The organism is Actinoplanes derwentensis (genome assembly GCF_900104725.1).
GTDB classification, from domain to species: Bacteria; Actinomycetota; Actinomycetes; order Mycobacteriales; family Micromonosporaceae; genus Actinoplanes; species Actinoplanes derwentensis.
In genome coordinates this window covers 3,641,165-3,659,371 of sequence record NZ_LT629758.1, presented here as the reverse complement: position 1 = coordinate 3,659,371, position 18,207 = coordinate 3,641,165, and the positions used below count along the sequence as shown (strand labels likewise).

10 protein-coding genes are annotated in these 18,207 nt (G+C 69.0%); 2 read left to right on the top strand and 8 right to left on the bottom strand.

Going from position 1 to position 18,207, the window contains the following annotated elements; genetic code table 11:
• Positions 1 to 50 precede the first annotated feature (50 nt).
• Positions 51 to 2,033: an NAD-dependent DNA ligase LigA gene (gene ligA, locus BLU81_RS16110; RefSeq protein ID WP_092545431.1), complete on the top strand. Its 1,983-nt coding sequence runs from the start codon at positions 51 to 53 to the stop codon at positions 2,031 to 2,033.
• 87 nt (positions 2,034 to 2,120) lie between these two features.
• Positions 2,121 to 2,363 (top strand): hypothetical protein, encoded by a 243-nt coding sequence (locus BLU81_RS16105; RefSeq protein ID WP_092545430.1) that lies wholly within the window; start codon positions 2,121 to 2,123, stop codon positions 2,361 to 2,363.
• A gap of 30 nt (positions 2,364 to 2,393) precedes the next feature.
• Here the strand turns inward: BLU81_RS16105 and BLU81_RS16100 are convergent, their stop codons facing one another.
• The 8 genes from BLU81_RS16100 to BLU81_RS16065 all read right to left on the bottom strand — a co-directional run bounded on the left by BLU81_RS16100 (position 2,394) and on the right by BLU81_RS16065 (position 18,120).
• Positions 2,394 to 4,151 carry a hypothetical protein gene (locus BLU81_RS16100; protein ID WP_092545429.1) on the bottom strand — a complete coding sequence of 586 codons (1,758 nt, stop codon included), beginning with the start codon at positions 4,149 to 4,151 and terminating at the stop codon, positions 2,394 to 2,396.
• 56 nt (positions 4,152 to 4,207) lie between these two features.
• Entirely contained in the window at positions 4,208 to 4,627 is a 420-nt protein-coding gene (locus BLU81_RS16095) for a hypothetical protein (protein ID WP_157751615.1), read from the bottom strand.
• 22 nt (positions 4,628 to 4,649) lie between these two features.
• A complete protein-coding gene (locus BLU81_RS16090) occupies positions 4,650 to 10,058 on the bottom strand; it encodes an ATP-binding protein (RefSeq protein ID WP_092545427.1) in 5,409 nt (1,802 codons plus the stop codon).
• A gap of 365 nt (positions 10,059 to 10,423) precedes the next feature.
• Positions 10,424 to 13,600 carry an ATP-binding protein gene (locus BLU81_RS16085; protein ID WP_092545426.1) on the bottom strand — a complete coding sequence of 1,059 codons (3,177 nt, stop codon included), beginning with the start codon at positions 13,598 to 13,600 and terminating at the stop codon, positions 10,424 to 10,426.
• Positions 13,597 to 14,247: a hypothetical protein gene (locus tag BLU81_RS16080; protein ID WP_092545425.1), complete on the bottom strand. Its 651-nt coding sequence runs from the start codon at positions 14,245 to 14,247 to the stop codon at positions 13,597 to 13,599. The genes BLU81_RS16085 and BLU81_RS16080 overlap by 4 nt, the downstream gene beginning before the upstream one ends.
• Positions 14,240 to 15,184: an endonuclease domain-containing protein gene (locus BLU81_RS16075; protein ID WP_092545424.1), complete on the bottom strand. Its 945-nt coding sequence runs from the start codon at positions 15,182 to 15,184 to the stop codon at positions 14,240 to 14,242. The genes BLU81_RS16080 and BLU81_RS16075 overlap by 8 nt, the downstream gene beginning before the upstream one ends.
• On the bottom strand, positions 15,184 to 16,806 hold the full coding sequence (locus BLU81_RS16070) for a hypothetical protein (RefSeq protein ID WP_092545423.1): 1,623 nt from the start codon (positions 16,804 to 16,806) through the stop codon (positions 15,184 to 15,186). Before BLU81_RS16070 ends, BLU81_RS16075 begins: the two co-directional genes overlap by 1 nt.
• A gap of 492 nt (positions 16,807 to 17,298) precedes the next feature.
• Positions 17,299 to 18,120: an HARBI1 family protein gene (locus tag BLU81_RS16065; protein WP_092545422.1), complete on the bottom strand. Its 822-nt coding sequence runs from the start codon at positions 18,118 to 18,120 to the stop codon at positions 17,299 to 17,301.
• Between the last annotated feature and the right edge of the window lie 87 nt (positions 18,121 to 18,207).

Below are 18,207 nucleotides of genomic sequence, written 5' to 3'. Positions count from 1 at the left end.
GTTCTCGGCGGTCCCACTTTTTTGTCGGACCCCAGCCGTAACCTTCGGGCATGGTCACTCGTTCAACCTTTTCCGACCGCTCCGAGTTCGACGAGGCGGTCGAGACGGCGCGGCGTGCCGCCCGGGCCTACTACGACACCGGCGACGCCGTGATGACCGACGCCGACTACGACACGCTCGCCGACCGGATCGCGGCGGCCATCGCCGAGCGCCCCGAGTGGGATGACCAGGGCATCACCACCGCAGTGGCCGCGGGGGCCTCTGCCGGTGGCGACGTGCGGCACCCCACCGCGATGCTCTCCCTCGACAAGATCAAGACGCCGGAGGAGGTCGAGGCCTTCGTCACCACCCTGGCCGGCGACGGCTGCCTGGTGGAGGTGAAACTCGACGGCCTCGCGCTCCGCGCCGAATATGTCGACGGCAGACTGACCCTGGCCGCACTCCGGGGCGACGGTGCCACCGGTGAGGAGGTGACCGCCCAGGTGCGCCGGGGTGTCGCCGGGCTGCCCGCTGAGCTGGCCACCCCGTGGAGTGGTGAGGTGCGCGGCGAGGTCTACATGACCGTCGGTGACTTCGAGGCCGCCAGCGCCAACCGGGTCACCGCCGGTGGCAAGGCGTTCGTCAACTCGCGCGGTGCGGTGGCCGGGGCGATCCGGAGCATCGACCGGGCGTACGACGCTCCCATGACGTTCGCGACCTACGAGATCACCGACCCCGCCGGCAGTCATCTCGAGCGGATGGACCGGGCGCAGGAGCTGGGCTTTCCCGCCGCCTGCCGACTCATTCCGGAAGCCGCCGGGCAGTGTTTCACCACCGAGCAGGTGACCGCCGCGATCGAGCTGATCGGTGCCCGGCGCGCGACCCTCGGGTTCCCCATCGACGGTGCGGTCATCAAAGCCGACGCCGAGTCCACCCGGCGACGGCTGGGCCTGGCGAGCCGCACGCCGTACTGGGCGGTCGCCTTCAAATACCCGCCCGACACCGCGTCCACCGTGCTGCGCGACATCGAAGTGCGGGTCGGCCGCACCGGGCGGATCAGCCTGCGCGCCATCATCGACCCGGTCCACGTCAGCGGCACCACCGTCACCAAGGCCACCCTGCACAACCCGCAGTGGGTCGCCGAGCAGGGCCTCGCCCTCGGCCAGACCGTCGCGGTGTGGCGGGCCGGTGACGTCATCCCGCGGGTGACCGCCCCGATCGGTGACCAGCCACACGGCCTGACCCCGTGGGTGGCGCCCGAGGTGTGCCCCCAGTGCGGCGAGCCGTGGGACAAGTCGAGCCTCCTGTGGCGCTGCCACACCGCCTCGTGCGCCGCGGCGAACGCCCTGGCCTACTGGTGCAGCCGCGAAGCCCTCGACGTCGACGGCGCCGGCGACTCGTTCTGCGACGCGATCATCGAAGCCGGCCTGGCCCGCACCGTCGCCGACCTCTACGACCTGACCGCCGACACGATCGCCGACCTGCCGGTCGGCAAGACCACGTCCGGCGGCACCGTGATGCTGGGCCGCGCCAACGCCGACCGCATCATCACCGGCCTGGCAGCCAGCAGGAAACAGCCCTTCAACCGGGTGGTCACCGGTCTCGGCATCCGGATGACCGGCCGCAGCGTCGGCCGCTGGCTGGCGGCCCGGTTCAAGTCGATGCCGGCCTTGCGAGCGGCCACGGTCGAGGAGATCGCCGAGATCGACAAGATGGGCCTGATCAAGGCCCAGCACGTGGTCGACGGCCTGGTCACCATGGGCGAGGTGATCGACCGCCTGACCGCGGCCGGCCTGACGATGGAGGTCCTGGACGACGGCGGCGCCAAACCGCTGGCCGGCCAGACCTACGTGGTGTCCGGCTCGGTCCCCGGCTACACCCGGACCACGGTCAGCGAACGAATCGAAGCCCTGGGCGGCTCCGCCAGCAGCAGCGTGTCCGCCAAGACGACAGCCTTGGTGACCGCCGAGACCACCACAGCCAAAGCCAAGAAGGCGGCCCAGCTGGGCATCCCCGTGATCACACCGGACGAGTTCGCCCAGATGCTCACGTGATCCCGCCGGTCACCGGACGAGGCATGGCGCAGGACCGTCCTGGGTAGACAGATGGTGCCAGCGACCCGGACCTCGGGAGGTACCGACATGTCCCACCCCTCCAGCGGCCGCCCGAACTCAGGCGCCCGTGTCTGCACGATCATCGCCTTCGTCTGTGCCGTGATCGCCGTCCTCTTCGTCCCGGTGCTCTTCGGCCTCATCGCTGTTGTCCTCGGCGTGGTCGCCGGCTTCCTCGGAGACCGCCCTCTCGGCTGGTACGCGGCCGCGGCCGGCGTCGGCGGCGCCATCCTCGGCCTGGTTCTGGCCGCCGCGGTCGTCAGCGCGGGCTGATCAATCCCGCTCGCGGGGTGATGGCCGGGGTCAGCGGCGGGTGGCTTCGCGGGTGTTCACCAGCAGGACCAGTACGGCGGCGCCGAAGAAGGTGAACGTGAGCACGTAGCGGCCGTCGAACCAGAGGACCACCAGCACGAGGATCAGGGCGGCGGCCAGCAGGATGCGGAGGATCACGGCCAGGAACTTGCCGCGGACGAAACCCTCCACCAACAGCAGGACCAGGAGCAGCGCCAGGGCCGTCTGCTCACCCGAGATGTCCAAGGGGGAGACGACGGCGCCGATGGCCCACAGGATCAGCGGGGTGCTGATCACCGACCACCACGACCTGGCCCGGCCCAGGAAACCGGTGGACTGCTCCAGAGGGAGGCGACGATGCAGCAGATGGGCGTGTGGGTGCTGGTTTACTGGCGTGGCGATGGCGGCCCGATGCAGCTCGTCGGCTAGGCGGGTGTGTTCCATCCGCATGCCGAGCAGCTTCTGCTCCTGGCCGGCGAGTGCGCGGACTTCGGGGGCTGCGGCGGGCAGTCCGGCGGCGGCCAGGGTGAGTTCGTGGCGCATCTTGGTGATCTCGGTGTCGAGTTCGATGAGGCGGTCGATGTCACGCTGGTTGCGTTCTTCGACGAGCTGCAGTTCGGCGGCCGGGTCGGGCACCACCTTGGCCAGGCCGGCCCAGCCGACCGGGTCGGCCCAGGCCTGCCGGACGGTGCCGTCCCGCTGGTAACGGGGGCCGGCCGGGCCGCGTTCGCCGCCGAGCCGGTCGAGGGTGTCACGGCCCCAGAGGCCGCGGAAGTCGCGCACCCACGGCGTGTCGTCGCCGATGTTGATCGCCCGCCAGGCTTCGTTCTGTCCGGGGCCGACCGAGCGGCCGTCACCGCGGGCGTAGTCGACGTACGGGATGCCGACGTTGCTCTGGTCCTCGGGAGACCACGGCGCCAGCAGCCGGGCGGACCAGCGCAGGGCGTTGACCAGGCCACGCAGGCGCGGCGGCCGCACCGTGATCAGGTAGTCGCCGGGCAGGTAGGCGCCGGAGTGCGAACCCGCTCCGACGAAGACCACCGGATGCCGCCCGTCGACCACGGTCAGGTCCGGGTCGTCCCAGCGTCGCCGCAGGTCGTCGCCGGTCTCGTCGTGAGCCGAGAACACCACCCACGACGGCTCCGGCAGACCGTCGGGGCCGGGTTCACCGTTCGCGTCGATGTAGACGGTGACCTGTTCCCAATCGGCCTCGTGCTCGTTGACCCCGCCGAACGCCGAACGCCAGTTGTTGAAGCTGTAGAAGAACCAGTACTGGCAGACGATCCACGGGCCGTCGCGCAGCACCCGCGCGTAGTAGGTGGGTCGCAACGTGTCGAGGTGGTCGCGTTGCAGCAGGAAGGAGCGTGTCGCGCTGCCACCGGGGACACTGCCGCGGAACAGCAGCGAGAACCGGTTGAGCGTGTCGACGAGCCGTCCGGTCAGGCCCACCGACGCGAGCCGGCTCGACCGGGACAGGTGCGGTGGGCGGTCCCGGAGCGGGATGTGGGCGAGGTGTTTCTCCCCGTTGCCGATGCCGGACAGCGAGTACCCGAGGCCCTGTTCGGCGCCGCCGGCCGTGGCGAGCGTGTCGAGGGTCAGCTCGCCGGGCGCGACGACCTGGACGGGGCTGCTGCCGCGGGGTTCGACGCGCCACAGGCTGGCCTGGCTCACATACTGCTCGACCGAGACCGGGAAGAAGTACTCACCTTCAGTGAACCTGGCCACCGGCTCGTAGGCACGCAGCAGCCGCAGGTCGTCGCCGATCGCCAACCCAATCCCTTCCCCAGGTACAGGTAGGCAAGAGGCTATCTGGCACGTGCCACCGGTCACCGGCGGGGCAACGGCGGCAGAAGGGCGTTCATGCGGGCCTTCTCGAACAGTTCCCCGCTGTCACCGAAGTAGGCCCACGGCCAGATCGCCTCGTCGCCGCTGCGTTCCAGGTGCCGGCGGGCCAGCTTGAGGTCGCCGCGGTCGTCGAAGACGAAGCCGAACGCCTGGTGCGCGGCCGGTGAGGCGGGGTGGGTGGCGTAGGTGTCGGCGCCTGCCATCAGGTTGTCCGACGCCGTGTCGATCTCCTGGCGGACCTCGCGGCGGTTGAAGTAGCGCAGCGCCGCCCGAACCCGGGTGAACACGAAGCATTCCTCGCGGCTGCCGTGCCATTTGGCGGTCAGCATGGTCAGGCGCAGGCGGTTGGCGGCCATGGCCAGTTCGGCACAGCGGACATGCCCGGTGATCATAGTGATCACCGGGCATGTCCGCTGCCCACGATCAGCTTTTCAGACCGTGCTCGATCGCCTCGATGATGCGAGGGCGCAGTTCGGCAGTGCTGACGATGGCGTCCACCGAACCGACTTCGACGGCACGCTGGATGCTGTGCACCCGGTCGAATTCGGACGCCACCTCACCGAGCTTCTCCGCCCGTACCGAAGAATGGGTCTCGGCCAGCCGGGTGTTGAGGGCGGCCCGCTCGGCTCCGGACGCGGCGGCGACCTGGGCCTGGAGTTCGGCGACCCGCGGGTCGTTGGCGGTCCGGTTGTTGACCTCGCCGGCGAAGACGACGGCGGCTGCGGGGGCACCGCCGAGAACCGAGGCGAAGGATCCTTCCAGGGCCAGAACGGTCATGTTCGGGTTGAGGGCCTTGGAGAAGACCACGAACGCGCCACCGTGGTAGCGGGAGATCACCGTGAAGATGATCGGGCCCTGGAAGTTGACGATGGCCCGGCCGATCTCCGCGCCGTACTCCAGCTGCAGGTTGCGCATCGACTCCGGCGAACCGTCGAAGCCGGACAGGTTGGCCAGCACGACCAGCGGACGGTTGCCGGAGGCGGCGTTGATCGCCCGGGCGGTCTTCGCCGACGACCGCGGGAACAGCGTGCCCGCGGTGTAGGTGTCCGGGCCGTCGGTGGGCGGGAAACCACGCCGGGTGACCGGCCGCGATTCGATGCCGAGCAGACAGACCGGACGGCCGCCGATGTGCGCGTCCTGCACGACCGAGGTGTCCGCGTCGGCCATGCCCGCCCACCGCTCCAGAACCGGGTGGTCCTGGTCGGAGACGGCACGCATCACCGTACGGATGTCGAAGGCCTTCTTGCGGTCCGGGTTGTGGCTGGCCGAGAAGATCTGCCCGACGGTGGTGAAGTCGCTGTCGGCCAGCGTGTGCGGGTACGGCGAGACGTCCCGGTCAGCTGGGTCGGTGGTGAGCGCGGGACGTGGCCCGGACTCGCCCGGCACCACATAGGTGTGGTCGTAGTGGGCCATCAGCACGTCCCGGGCGGCCGGCAGGCTGGGCGCCCAGTACTGCGCCTGGCCGTTGGGGCCCATCACCCGGTCGTACCCGCCGATGCCGAAGTTGTCCTCGGCCGACACGCCACCGGAGAAGTCGAGCGACTGCTTGCCGGTGAGCACCATCGCCGAGTCGGGCGTCATGACCAGGATGCCCTTGGTGTGCATGAGCATCGTGGCTTCGGCGTTCCAGTACGGCTGCGCACCCACGTTGATACCCGCGACCACGATGTTGATCTCGCCGCCGGCCTGGGTGAACGTGACGATCCGCTTGAGGGCGGCGGCCACCCAGTCCATGTTCTCGGTGCCGGAGGTCATCGAGATGCGGGCGCCTGCGGAGAGGGCGAACCACTCCAGCGGGACGCCGAGCGAAGAGGCCAGGTCGAGAGCCGCGATGATCCGCGCGCACTCCGGCTCGGAGAGGGCGCCCAGCGACTTGGTCGGGTCGCCGAGCAGCACGACCCGCTTGATGCCCTCCGGGTAACGGTCGGTCGGCGTGTTGACGACACCGGCGACGATCGCGGCCGAGTTACGGCCCTTCGGCCGGTCGACGGGCTCCAGCGTGCCGGCGGCGGTCAGGTCGTATTCCACGAAACTGCCGAGAAGACCGGTCAGTTCGTACGGGTAGACCGTCCCGCGCCGGGCCGCGCGCAGCACCTTCTGGCGGTAGTCGTCGAGCGGCTGCACCAGTGCGGTCGACGGTTCGCCCACGTGCAGGTGCGCGCCGCTGCCCGGTTCCAGGGTGATCGTCACCGCGACCTCGGTCAGTTCCCCGCTGGACCGGCGCTGGCGGGCGATGAACTGCACCTCCTCCAGACCGGCCCCGGAGGCGGTCGGCAGGATCCGCTGGACCAGCGCGTTCAGTTCGTCCAGCGACAGTTCGGTGACCGGCCAGACGTACATCATGATCCGGTTGGTGTCGAACCTCTTGTTCTGCGGCCGCTGCGCCTGGATGTTGCGGATCGCGTCCAGGGTGAGCGTCACCGCCTGTTCCAAGGCGGGCAGGGCGACCAGGCGGCCGTCGGTCTCGCGTAGCGCGGTCAGGTCCCGGACCTGGTACATCGCGATGAGCCGCTCGTCGGCCGGGTTGTTCTTGGCGACCGCCTTGAAGAGGTACATCTCCTCGTCGGTGGAGGGCAGCCGGGTCAGGTCGAACTCGCGCAGCCGGGAGATCTGGAGCCGCCGGGCGATCTGCGGGTGCAGGCCACGGATCAGCCGGTCCTCGCCGAAGTGGCCGGCCTTGTCCGAACGGAAGGTGAAGTGGTGGTGCATGACCGCGCCGCTGGTGCCGGCGATCGTCGCGGTGATCCGCCGGACCCCGGGCAGGGTCAGCCCGGCGAAATGCGCACTCAGGGCGGCGGCCACGTCGTCGGCCGACGACGGCTGATCGTCCCAGGCGATGTAGACGTCAGCGACATCCACGTCCAGCGGGCCCAGCGCCGCGAGCGAGGCCGGCAGGTCCGAGATGTCGACGGCGACGGCCGCGATCCGGGTGACCCGCTCACCGGCATGCGAGGTGACCATGAATCGGACGTCACCCACCGCCCGGACGGAGACCGGTGCCAGCCCACGGTTGTCGTAGTAGCGCCGGGTCAGCACTTCGAGCAGCGGAACATGGTCGCGCCCGGACCGCCCGATCCGCTGCCCCAGCAGCCGGACCAGCGGTTCCGAACAGGCCACCATGCTCTGGATCCGGGCGTCCCGGTCCAGCGCCGCCGGGTGATGGTCGAGATGCCGCAGGTCGGCACGGACCGAGGCGTAGACCTCAGCCCGGGTGCGCCGCAGCAGCGGCTGCGCGTACCACCGGAACACGATGCCCCGGGCCAGATCGGACACCGTCGGGAACCGCACCTGGGTCGCCTCGATCAGGTGCTCGAGGGCGATGCCGGCCCGTTCGGTTTCCGTCTCCTGGGGCGGGTTCCCGGCGATCCACTGCCGCAGGATCTCGGACACCACGCCGACGTTGGCCGCCGACCGCTGCAGAGCGAGGAAGATCCGGAAGAGCGCGTCCTCCAGCTCCGGAGTGCGGTCCAGAGACGACACCCCGTAGTGCCCGAGGACCTGGGTGAGCCGCGTCTGGAAATCGGCGGTGACCCCGGCCCGGTCCACGTCGAGGCTCTGCAGGTAACTGTGGAAGTACTCACGCGGGCTGTGTACGGCGTTGCCCGGCTCGGTCTTCCAGTCGTTGCCCGGCTTGTTGCGGGACAGTTCCAGCAGGTCGGCCAGGATCGTCAGCAGGTCGATCTCACCGGCTGCCGGGCGGCTGCCGCGGCCGGCCAGGTAAGTCTTGATCTCACCCGGGTCGACGTCGTAACCGAGCAGCAGGGCGCGCAGGTTGTCCAGTCCGTGCCCGTCGAGCGCCGAGCCGGGCAGTTCGATCTCGACGGCCTCGCCCGCGGCGGCGGCCTCCTCGTCGGCGTTGCCGATCGGTTCGAGGCGCATCAGCGGGGCACCGGTCTCGACCTGGCTGCCGACCGCGACCGGGCACTCCCGCACCCGGGCCTTGAACGGCGCCCGCAGCACGTTCTCCATCTTCATGCTCTCCAGCACGAGGATGGGCGCGCCGGCTTCGACCTCGTCGCCGACGGCGAGCGGGGTGGCGACGACCAGGGCGGGCGCGGGGGAGCGGACGACACCGCCCTCGTCGCGGCTGACCCGGTGGGTGATGCCGTCGACCTCGATCGTGTGGATCGGGCCGTGGGTGGCGGTGACCAGGCGGAAGCGGTGACCGTTCACGTACATCTGGCTGCTGTGCTCGTCGAAGCGCTCGCTGACGACGTCGGCGTGACCGTAGCTGGCGCCGGAGAAGATGCCGACCCGGAAACGCTTGCGGCCCAGTCGCGAGACCTGCACGCGATAGCCGACGCCGCGCAGTTTCAGGTCGAGCGGGCGGCCGGTCTCGTGCTGGGCCTGCGGGCGGCCACCGTGCGCGGTGGTGAGCAGCCGCTGCCGGCTGATCTCCTCCTCGTCCTGGTAGGCCTCGATCCCGGCGGCGGCCAGGGCGATCGCCGAGTGGCGGTGGGTGACCAGGCGGCCTTCGGCGCGGACCCGGTCGATCCAGCCGGTGTCGGCGGAACCGTCGATGACCTCGGGCTGGTCGAGCAGGTCCAGTACGAAGCTCTTGTTGGTGGAGCCGCCCTCGATGATGACGGTGGTCTCGGCCATGGCCCGCCGCAGGCGCCCGAGGGCCTCGTCGCGGTTCCGGCCGTACGCGATGATCTTCGCGATCATCGAGTCGAACGCGGCCGGAATGCTGTCGCCCTCGCTGACCCCGGTGTCCACCCGGATACCCGGGCCGGCCGGCAGTGCGAGCCGGGCGATGCGGCCCGGCGACGGAGCGAAGTCGCGGTCCGGGTCCTCGGCGTTGAGCCGGGCCTCGATCGCGTGCCCCTGCTCGGCCGGTTGCTCACCCTCCAGCCGGCCGCCACCGGCCACGTGCAGCTGAAGTTTGACGAGGTCAGTGCCGGTGGTGATCTCGGTGATCGGGTGCTCGACCTGAAGCCGGGTGTTCACCTCGAGGAACGCGAACAGCTTCTCGCCCGGGTGGAAGAGGAACTCGACAGTGCCCGCACCGCGGTAACCCACCGCGAGGGCCAGCCGGACCGCCGCCGCCTTCAGCTCGGCCGCCTCGGCCGGGGCCATCACGACCGACGACGACTCCTCGATGATCTTCTGGTTACGCCGCTGGACCGAGCAGTCCCGGACCCCGAGCGCCCACGCGCCGCCCTGGCCGTCGGCGATCATCTGCACCTCGACGTGGCGCGCGCCGGTGACCAGGCGCTCCAGGAACACCACGCCCGAGCCGAACGCCCGCAGCGCTTCCTGACTGGTCCGCTCGTACGCGTCGGTCAGATCCGCCGCCGAGTCGACCCGCCGGATGCCGCGCCCGCCACCACCGGCGGTCGCCTTCAGCATCAGCGGATAGCCGATCTCGTCGCCGGCCCGCAGCGCGTCCTCGAGCGTCGCGACCTCGCCGCGGCTCCACGGCGCGACCGGGACGCCGACCTCCTCGGCGATCAGCTTCGAACCGATCTTGTCACCGAGCTTGCGCATGGCGTCCGCGCTCGGCCCGACGAAGGTGACCCCGATCCGGTCGCACAGCTCCGCGAACAGCGGGTCCTCCGCGACGAAGCCCCAGCCCACCCAGGCCGCGTCGGCACCCGACTCGACGAGCGCGCGTTCCAGCAGCTCATGGTTGAGATAGGGCCGAGCTGCCGCCGCACCGAGCGGATAGGTCAGATCCGCTTCCCGGACGAACGTCGAGGTCCGGTCCTCATCGGTGTAGAGCGCGACCGTCTCGATCCGGGTCCCGGTCTCCGCGGACAGATCCCGCACGGCGTGGATGAGCCGCATGGCGGCTTCCCCACGGTTGATGATCGCGACACGCCTGAACACTTGCCGAGCCTCCCGGTAGCCCTGTGAGCTTTCTACTCCTCCACCCTCTCGGCTACCGCCCGGTCGAGCCATAAGCCGGATCATGCATGTCGTGCACCGTAAGTTGTAGGAATCCCACAAACGCCGTTGTCCCGGATGGCCAGACCGATCTTGTCAGCTACTACCGCCCAAAGATCAACTTCAAGGTCCAAACCACTTTTTCGTACGCCAATCACCTCCCCAACTGCAGTTATCCGTCCCGCCGCCACCCCGCGACGTGGGCGCGGGTCAAGACCGACCCGCGCCCACCGGGCCGAAGCGACCCCCGCACCGCCTCGACTACCAAACGTGATCCCCGGGCGCCCGTGCGTAGAAGCCGCCGGATCTCAGCCGATCCGGGCCCGGTCGATGACCTCCTCGGTCGTCAGCGGGCTCTTCGGGTGGTGACTCAGGCACAGCGGCGTGCGGATCTTCTGCGGGGCCTCACCTTCGGCGGCGAAGTAGAACTCGCCGGACCGCAGACGGGACACGTCCGGCACGTCGCCGCCCTTCGCCTTCGCCATCTCCCGGGCGGCCTCGATCTGGATCGGGCTGTTGAGCAGACCGTAGAACTGGGTGGCCGCGTTGCCCGGGATCCGGTTGTGCAGGCCCTTCGGTGACTGGGTGGCGAACACCAGGCCCAGTCCGTACTTACGGGCCTGGGACGCCAGCGCGAGAGTGCTCTGCGTGCAGGCGGTCATCGTCCCGGACGGGGCCAGGGTCTGCGCCTCGTCCATCACGAACAGGCCCAGCAGCGGACGATCCCCGGCCGGATTCCGTTTGATGTAGGCGAACAGCGCCATCTCCAGCTGGTTGACGAAACTCTGGCGCATGTCGTCGGAGGGCAGCCCGATCATGCTGATCACCGAGATCCGGGCACGTCTCCCGGCCGACGGCGTGAGCAGCACCGCCGGATCCAGGGGTGTGCTGCCACCGCCGAACATCGGGTCGTTGTCGATCGACGCGGTCAACGTCTGCGCCAGCCCACCGGCGATCTTGTCGGCGCCCTCCAGCTCACTGACCCCGTCCGGCAGGTCGGTGAGTGTCGCGATCAACCCGCGCAGTGACCCGCCGCCGCGCCGCCCGTAGTGGTCCACGGCCCGCCGCAGCACCGCCCGCCCCAGGTGTGCCTTCGCGGCCCGGCCGTCCAGCTGCGCCCGCGGGATCAGCGCGGCCACCGCCGAGTCCACCGCCTCGTTGAACTCGTCCGGATCGTCGAGCACACTCCGGAAGTCCGGCAGCGGCTGAAAACTCAGCGGCCGCCCGGTCTCCCGCCGCGGCGTCCACACCACCACCTCGGTCCCGGCGAGGTAGTCGGCGGCCTTGTCCGCGTCCCCGGCACCCCAGGCCGCCGGCGGCTCCGGCCACTGTTCCCCGAGCCGGGCCAGGTCGTTGTTGGGGTCCAGCACGATCGCCGACACCCCTTGAAGCGCACACTCCTCGACCAGCCGCCGAATCAGAACGGTCTTCCCGGACCCCGACCCGGCGAAGATCGTGACGTGCTTGCGCAGCGACTCCAGCGCCAGCCGAACCGGCTCCCCACCGGCATGGTCGTGCCCGACCGTCAGCATCGGCACGCCCGACTCACCGGCAGCAGGGCCACCAGTGGAATCGGCGGTGGAGGAAGCTGCGGCAGAGGCGGCGGTGGAAGCGGCGGCAGTGGAGGTGGAAGCGGTGGTAGATGCGGGCCCGAGCCCGAGGGCCGTGCGGAAGATCTCCAGCCCACTGGCCGGCTTCCGCAGCACCAGCCACGCGGGTAGATCGGCCGAGGCCTCGTCCAGAAGAACCCGCAGGGCCGACAGGGTCCGCAGATCCGATTCCGGAAGCGGGAGCGTGGCTACGTTCTTGGCGGCCAGCGCCTGGATACGCGCGATCGTTCCGGCACCGGTCCAGGCGCCGTTACGCAGAAAGAAGAGCTTGCGTTTGGGTACCCCGTGCTCGACACCCGCCGCCGTGACCGCCCGGTTGATCCGGCTGAGTGGCGCCCGGGTGCGATGCCCGGTACTGATCGCTCGGAACGACCAGTGCGCCTGATCCTCGGTCTCTTGATCGATGGTCTCGCGGAGACGGGCGTGCAGCGGAGGGCTGGCACTTGGCAGGCCGTCCTGGTTGAACTTCTCGTCGGCGACGCCCCGTTCGATGATCCAGGCAGTCAGCCCGGCCGAGATCAGCCCTGGGATCAGCTTGTCCTCCTCCGCCGGAGACAGCGGGGCCAGCACATCCGCTTCGTCCCGCAGTTCACTGAACCGGATGTCCAGCTTCTCGCGGAGTCCGTCGGTGATCTCGGTCGGAACCATCGGCACCGCGTTCGCCTGATCTCCAGAGCTATCGAGGCTCGTCATCTCGGACACCACGCCGGTTCTCAGGCAGTGCCGGACGTGCCTGTCGATCTCGATGAGCAGTTGGCGGGGAGTGAATTTGGCGGCCTCGGCGAACGCCTCGGGCCGGACCGGCCATGACGGATAAGAAGGGGTGTACGAGACCTTCCCGAAGTTGTAGGCGAAACGCTTCTCGATGAGGTCCCGGGCGAGAACGGGGTTCCGGATGGTCTTCATCTCCTCGGCCACTCGGAAACGGTCGCCCACCGTGCTGGTCGCCTTTTCCTTGATCAAGATCCAGGACGGCGGGATGCACGCCACCAGATTCAGCGTCCGGCGAGTGTTCTGGCGTAGCGCCATCAGCCCGTGCGCCAGCTTCTCAACGATGAGGAGCTGGGACCACTCGCCGGTGTCCATCTGCCCGGATTGGCCGCCGGCGTTCGGTGCCATCCCCGATTGGGAGATCAGCGTGTCGATTTGGTCGACGGCGATCACTGAAGGGCCGGTGATCGCGAGCAGCCGGGACAGCTCCCGGACGATCTGCTCTGAGCTGCGTTCGCCGCGTTTCAACCGCCAGGGAGCACGTTCTCCCGGAACCACTTCCGGCTCCGAGGCCAGGTAGCTCTCGCCGATGTCACGGTGCGTGATGTCCTCCGAGGCGGACAGGGCGAGCGCGCGGAAGGTGCTGTCACACTCCCGTGCCACCAGCCGGTCGTGGCCGCTCAGCCCGACGGTGAAGGCGTCCAGCGCCTCCGGCGTCAGCATGGTCTCGCCCATGACGGCCCGCCGCGCCGCCCGGGGCGCCCCGACCACGGCGGACAGCCGCCGCATGAACAACTTCAGCTGGGTGTCACTGCCGGGCACCATCCGGAACAGGCCGTCCATCATCGAGGCCAGCACGCTGTCCCAGAACATCTTGGCGTCGAACAGGCTGACCAGGAAGAAGTAGCCGCCCTGCTCCTGGATCTGCTGACGGACCCAGCCGAGCAGGTGGGTCTTGCCCGAACCGTTGCGGCCTCTCAGCACCAGCCCGAGCGGGCTGCCCCCGGTGCTCGCGCGTGCGTCGGCCATACCCGCCACGACGTCTTCGACGACGCCCCGGTGCAGGCCGTCGATGTGATAGAGCGGCGGCTGCCAGACGTCGTCGGGGACCTGCGCCCAGTCGAATCGGAGTGCCTCCAGCGCGTTGCGCTCTCCTTCGTTCATCGCGTACCGATGGAGATCAGATGGGTGTCCTGCCCGCCGACGCGGACCGCGGTGCGCCGGTCCTCCGCGGTCAGGGTCTTCTGGTTGATCTCGGGCATCATCTCCACGTCCTCCGCCCGGCTCAGCAACCGGAACACCTCGTCGAGCGCCTCGCCGGGCACGTCACCGAGTTTCTGACGGACAGCGGTGTGCCGGACCCATTCGCCGGGTTCCGGCGCCAGCGAGTGGTAGACCTGCCGGATCCGCGACTCGAGGTCGTCGTCCGTCGTTTCCGGCGAGACGGGAACAACCGCGTCGACGGCGTGCGAGAAGATCTCCGAGAATTTCCGGTACGCCTCCCGCTGGAGCACCCGGTTCCGGAGGTTTTCGTGCATCAGACTCAACGCCACGCTGATCACCTTCGCCCCCGGGGCGACGATGTTCAGCTCCTGGTTGACGCGTTCCCAGCCCTTTTCGTCCAGAACATGCGCGAACGCACGGCCGACTTTCCTGGACTGGACATATCCGAGACTGTTGAGCTTGGTTCGCTCCTTACCGGTCAAAGTGATATTGAAGCGCTCGGCAAGCTCCGAGTTGGAGAGTTCGCGTGCCTCCGACATCAGCACGATGAGCCACGCGCTCTCCGACGGGGTGAGGTTGTCAGCCACCCTGCTGTCCTTTCGTCATGGTGTTTCTGCGGGCACTGATGAGCTGTTCGATCTGAGCCGCTACGGCCTGCACGTCGTGTCGCACCCGGGCGTTGGTGAACCGGAGAACCGCGAACCCGTCCAACTGCAACCGGACGTCGCGGACCCGATCGGTGTCGTACTGTTCCGGCCGGCAGTGCTCCAGCCCGTCCAGCTCGACCATCACCCGCTCGGCCGGCCACTGCAGGTCGGGCCGGATCGGGCTGCGCGAGGGCACCGGCTGATAGGTGCCGTTCCAGATCCGGCCGTGTGCCCACGCCTGCCGTGCCAGCACCGTCTCCAGCAGCGCTTCGACAGCACTGCGGGGATGCGGGGAGCCGATCGCCACCGACGAGACGGCGGCCGGGACCCGGTCGGGGCCGGTGATCCAGACACCGAGGCGGCCGTGCTGGGCGAGCCACGCCGAACCGGCCAGCACGACGTCGGAACAGGTCCCGGAGGCGGGTACGAGCAGCAGTAGCCGCTTGCGGTGGAAGGCCGTCGCGAGGACACCGGCGAGCCCGGCGATCCGGGTCTCCGGCCGCTGCCGGGTCCGGGGACGACGGCCGGTCAGGGAACGTTCGGCCAGATCGGCCAGGAACGCGCTGGACTGGCCGGTGGCCCGGGCCCGCTCGATCGCCAGCGCCCGGATCGCCGCCAGGGCGGAGCCGCGTGCCCCGTCCAGCCCGTCGGCCTCGGGCAGCCAGCCGGGCAGGAGCCGGCGGGCGAGCGAGTCCAGGAACTCGATCACCTCGGCCACGAACACCGCCACCGTCCGGTCGGACAACGGGGTCACCACGACCGGCGCGGGCAGTTCCGCGCGGTGGGCGGCCACCTCGGCGACGTCGGCGGCGGACAGTTGGGGAAGGCGTACCACCCGGTCGGTCGGAATGCCCTGGAGCGTGAGAACGGCTCCCATCAGGTCTCCCACGGCTGGTACGGGCTGCCGTCCGCGGTCAGGCCGTGAGCCCGGAGCCGGTCCACGCCGACCGGATCGTTTTCCCTGGCGTTGAGCAGCGCCACCAGCCGTTCTGCCGCCTGGAACGTCCCGGCGTCGACCTCGCGCCGGAGTTCGTCCTCGTTCCGCAACTCGAACAGCAGGGTGGTCAGCTGGCGGCCGGCGTCCTCGTCGCCGTCGGCGATCCGGCGGCGTAAGTCGGACACCTGGGCTTGGATAGCCGTGCCGTCCGTTGCCGCGCCCGACGCGAGTAGCTTCTTTAGCTGGCGGTGGGCGGCCCGGTCCCCGGCGTTGGCACGCTTCCGCAGCTGGGCCTCCTGGGCGTGGGCGGCTAGTAGCTCGGCCAGGGCGCAGGCAGCCGGCTTCTTGCCGAGGTCGGCCCGTTCCCGCAGCTCAGCGACTGCCCCGCGATCGGCGAGAAGTTCAGCGAGGTACTTCTCGGACTGCTTGTTGCCGCCGTTGGCCCTGGTCCGCAGCCAATCGGCCTCGCCGTTGTCAGCGAACAACTCGGCCAGATGTCGGGCGGCACGACGGTCGCCAACTGCCGATGCCGCCCGTAACGCACCGATCCGGGGCGCCAACGCGGTGATGTCCTCCAAGAGTGCGGTAGCAGAGCCATCCTCTGGATCGTCCAGGACATGCTGGCTCAGCAACATGATTGCCTCCTGATCGCGCCCACTGCGAAACAGCAGGTCCGCGAGTTCGGCAACGCCTTCCCCATGTCGGTCGTATAGACGCCGCAGCGCATGCTCCTCGTGGCAGTACCGCATACGGGTGTTCGCCGCCAGAGCGAGCCGACGGAGGTCGTCCGGGTTCCCCGCGGTGGCGATCAGGGCGTTCCATGCGCTTTGGGGAGGGCATTTATCGCGCCTGATGTGTTGGGCGACGTAATCGGCCACTACATGACCGGTCCGATGGCCAGCGCCGCCCTCGTCGGCCGGGGCTAGGGTCGATACTCCACCGCGCACCTCCTCCTCGCCGAACGCCAAGGCCTCGTCTAGCCACCAGGATGGCCGGTTGACACGTTGAGTCGGGGTCAGATAGCCGCCGACAGCTTCCACAAAACAGTCGCGCGGGATCGGTGTCCGTATGCCGAGCCGCCGCGCATCGGCTGCGAAGTTGATCACGGATCGTGCGTAGGCTGGGGCTAGCTGCCACCGATAGAGCAGGTCGGGGCCGGCAGCCAGTGCCTGGGTGAGTCCAGCGTCCTTGATCTCCAGCGCGAGGCGGATTCGGCTGTCCGTCTTCGCGACCTTGTCAGCATTGGCCTGTTCCCCGGGGGACAGCTCGTCCGGCACCACGATTTTGGTAGCCAAGCCCAGGAGACGGCTGTTGCCCCGGAAATCGGCCGGGTGGCGGGACGGCTTCCAAGTGGTGAAGTCGGTGGGCCACATGGTGGCGACGACGATCGCGGGAGAGGGTAGCAGCCGTAGCACGTGTTCTCTGGTCAACTGCGGCTCGGTGTCGAAGAACTGTTCGATCTCGTCGAGCCAGACGATGATCCGCTGCCGAGGGCCCCGGGACAATTCGATGATCTCGCCGGTACTCGCTGGCTGAATGATCGGCCAATTCGGCGCGACCACTCGGACGGCCTCATAGAGTGATCTTGTCTTGCCCGCCGATGACTGTCCGGCAAGTATGACGAAGCAGCCTTGATCGGTTCCGGCAGAAAGGTGATCGCGAAGGCCTTCGTCGATGTCCCGATTTACGTATTCGGGTAGTTCGTCGGAACTGTCGTCCGTGGTGATCGCCGGGTGAATGCCGAGCCGGTGCGGTGGAACCTCTTCGAAGCGTGGGAGCAGGGCGGCCGCAAGATCCGATGTGCTGACGATTGTCAGGTCGGCCGACCCCCTCGCGAACGCTCGTGGGCCGCCCGGTACAGCGGCGGCCGGATATTCGCGATCAGCCTACGAACCGCCCCGCCGGAAATCCATACCTACGCCCGTTCGCGCTAATGCCGGAATGGCTCGTCCGAATGGATGATCCGATTCATCCGGACGGCTTTTCCGGCAGCTCACGAGCGGAATGGAAGATCAATGAGCAATTCCGCGCAAGGTTCTGACTACTGACGGTTGTCATGTGGTGCGGTCGTGCTCGATGTGGAGGATGGCCAGCGCGGCGGCGACGATCTTGCCGATCCGCCAGGGGTTGAGGCTGACGTTGCGCAGCGCCTTGAAGGTCATCTTGAGCAGCGAGTTGCCGCGTTCGCCGATGGCTCGCAGGCTGTTGTGGGCCTTGTTGAGCTGTTGCTGGATGGGGTTGAGCTTGCCGTTCTTCGGTTTCTTGAACGCGACGGTGATGGTGCCGGATTCGCCTTCGTAGCCCAGGTCGCCGAGGGTGCGAAGGTCGGAGTCGGCGGCGGTGAGGGCGGGCAGGATCTCGGGGTGGGTGCGGATGGCGGTGGTGTCGTGTTCGCGGCCGGGTCGGACCTCGGAGGTCCAGATCGGCCAGCCGTCGGGCACGGTGACGACCTGGACGTTGCCGCCGTGGTTGTCGTGTTTTCCGGACCACCACAGATCCACGCCCGTCGTGGGTCCCGGGGTGCGGCACCGGTCGGTCTCGACCAGGATCCCGTCGATGTTCACGTAGTCGTGGCCGGCGGCTTTCGCCGCGAGCAGCGCGCCGTGCAGGCTCGGTGACCGGGCGGCGAGGACGTCGATGCCTTCGTGCAGGTAGTCGTAGCCGGTGGAGAGGCTGATCGCGTTGTCTCGGGCGAGCTGCCGCATCCGGGTGCTGTCGAGGAACCAGCGCAGTACCAGGATCGCCTGGTCACGGCATGGCAGAGAACGGGTTCCGGCGCGGGTGCCGCGGCGGGCGCGTTCGTTGGTGAGCAGTCCGGCGAGTACGTCCACGGTGTGTTCGCGTACCGGCAGGACCGCGGTGTATGTGACACTCATCGTCGGCGCAGGACCTCTATGAAGTTGAGCTGTAGGAGGCCACCTTCTTATCGAGGTTCTGCGCCGTTTCTACGTAGCCGTGATCAT

Coding starts and splice junctions, on each gene's coding strand:
- BLU81_RS16105 (WP_092545430.1), top strand. CDS start 2,121: ATGTCCCACCCCTCCAGCGGCCGCCCGAACTCAGGCGCCCGTGTCTGC.
- BLU81_RS16085 (WP_092545426.1), bottom strand. CDS start 13,600: ATGAACGAAGGAGAGCGCAACGCGCTGGAGGCACTCCGATTCGACTGG.
- BLU81_RS16075 (WP_092545424.1), bottom strand. CDS start 15,184: ATGGGAGCCGTTCTCACGCTCCAGGGCATTCCGACCGACCGGGTGGTA.
- ligA (WP_092545431.1), top strand. CDS start 51: ATGGTCACTCGTTCAACCTTTTCCGACCGCTCCGAGTTCGACGAGGCG.
- BLU81_RS16065 (WP_092545422.1), bottom strand. CDS start 18,120: ATGAGTGTCACATACACCGCGGTCCTGCCGGTACGCGAACACACCGTG.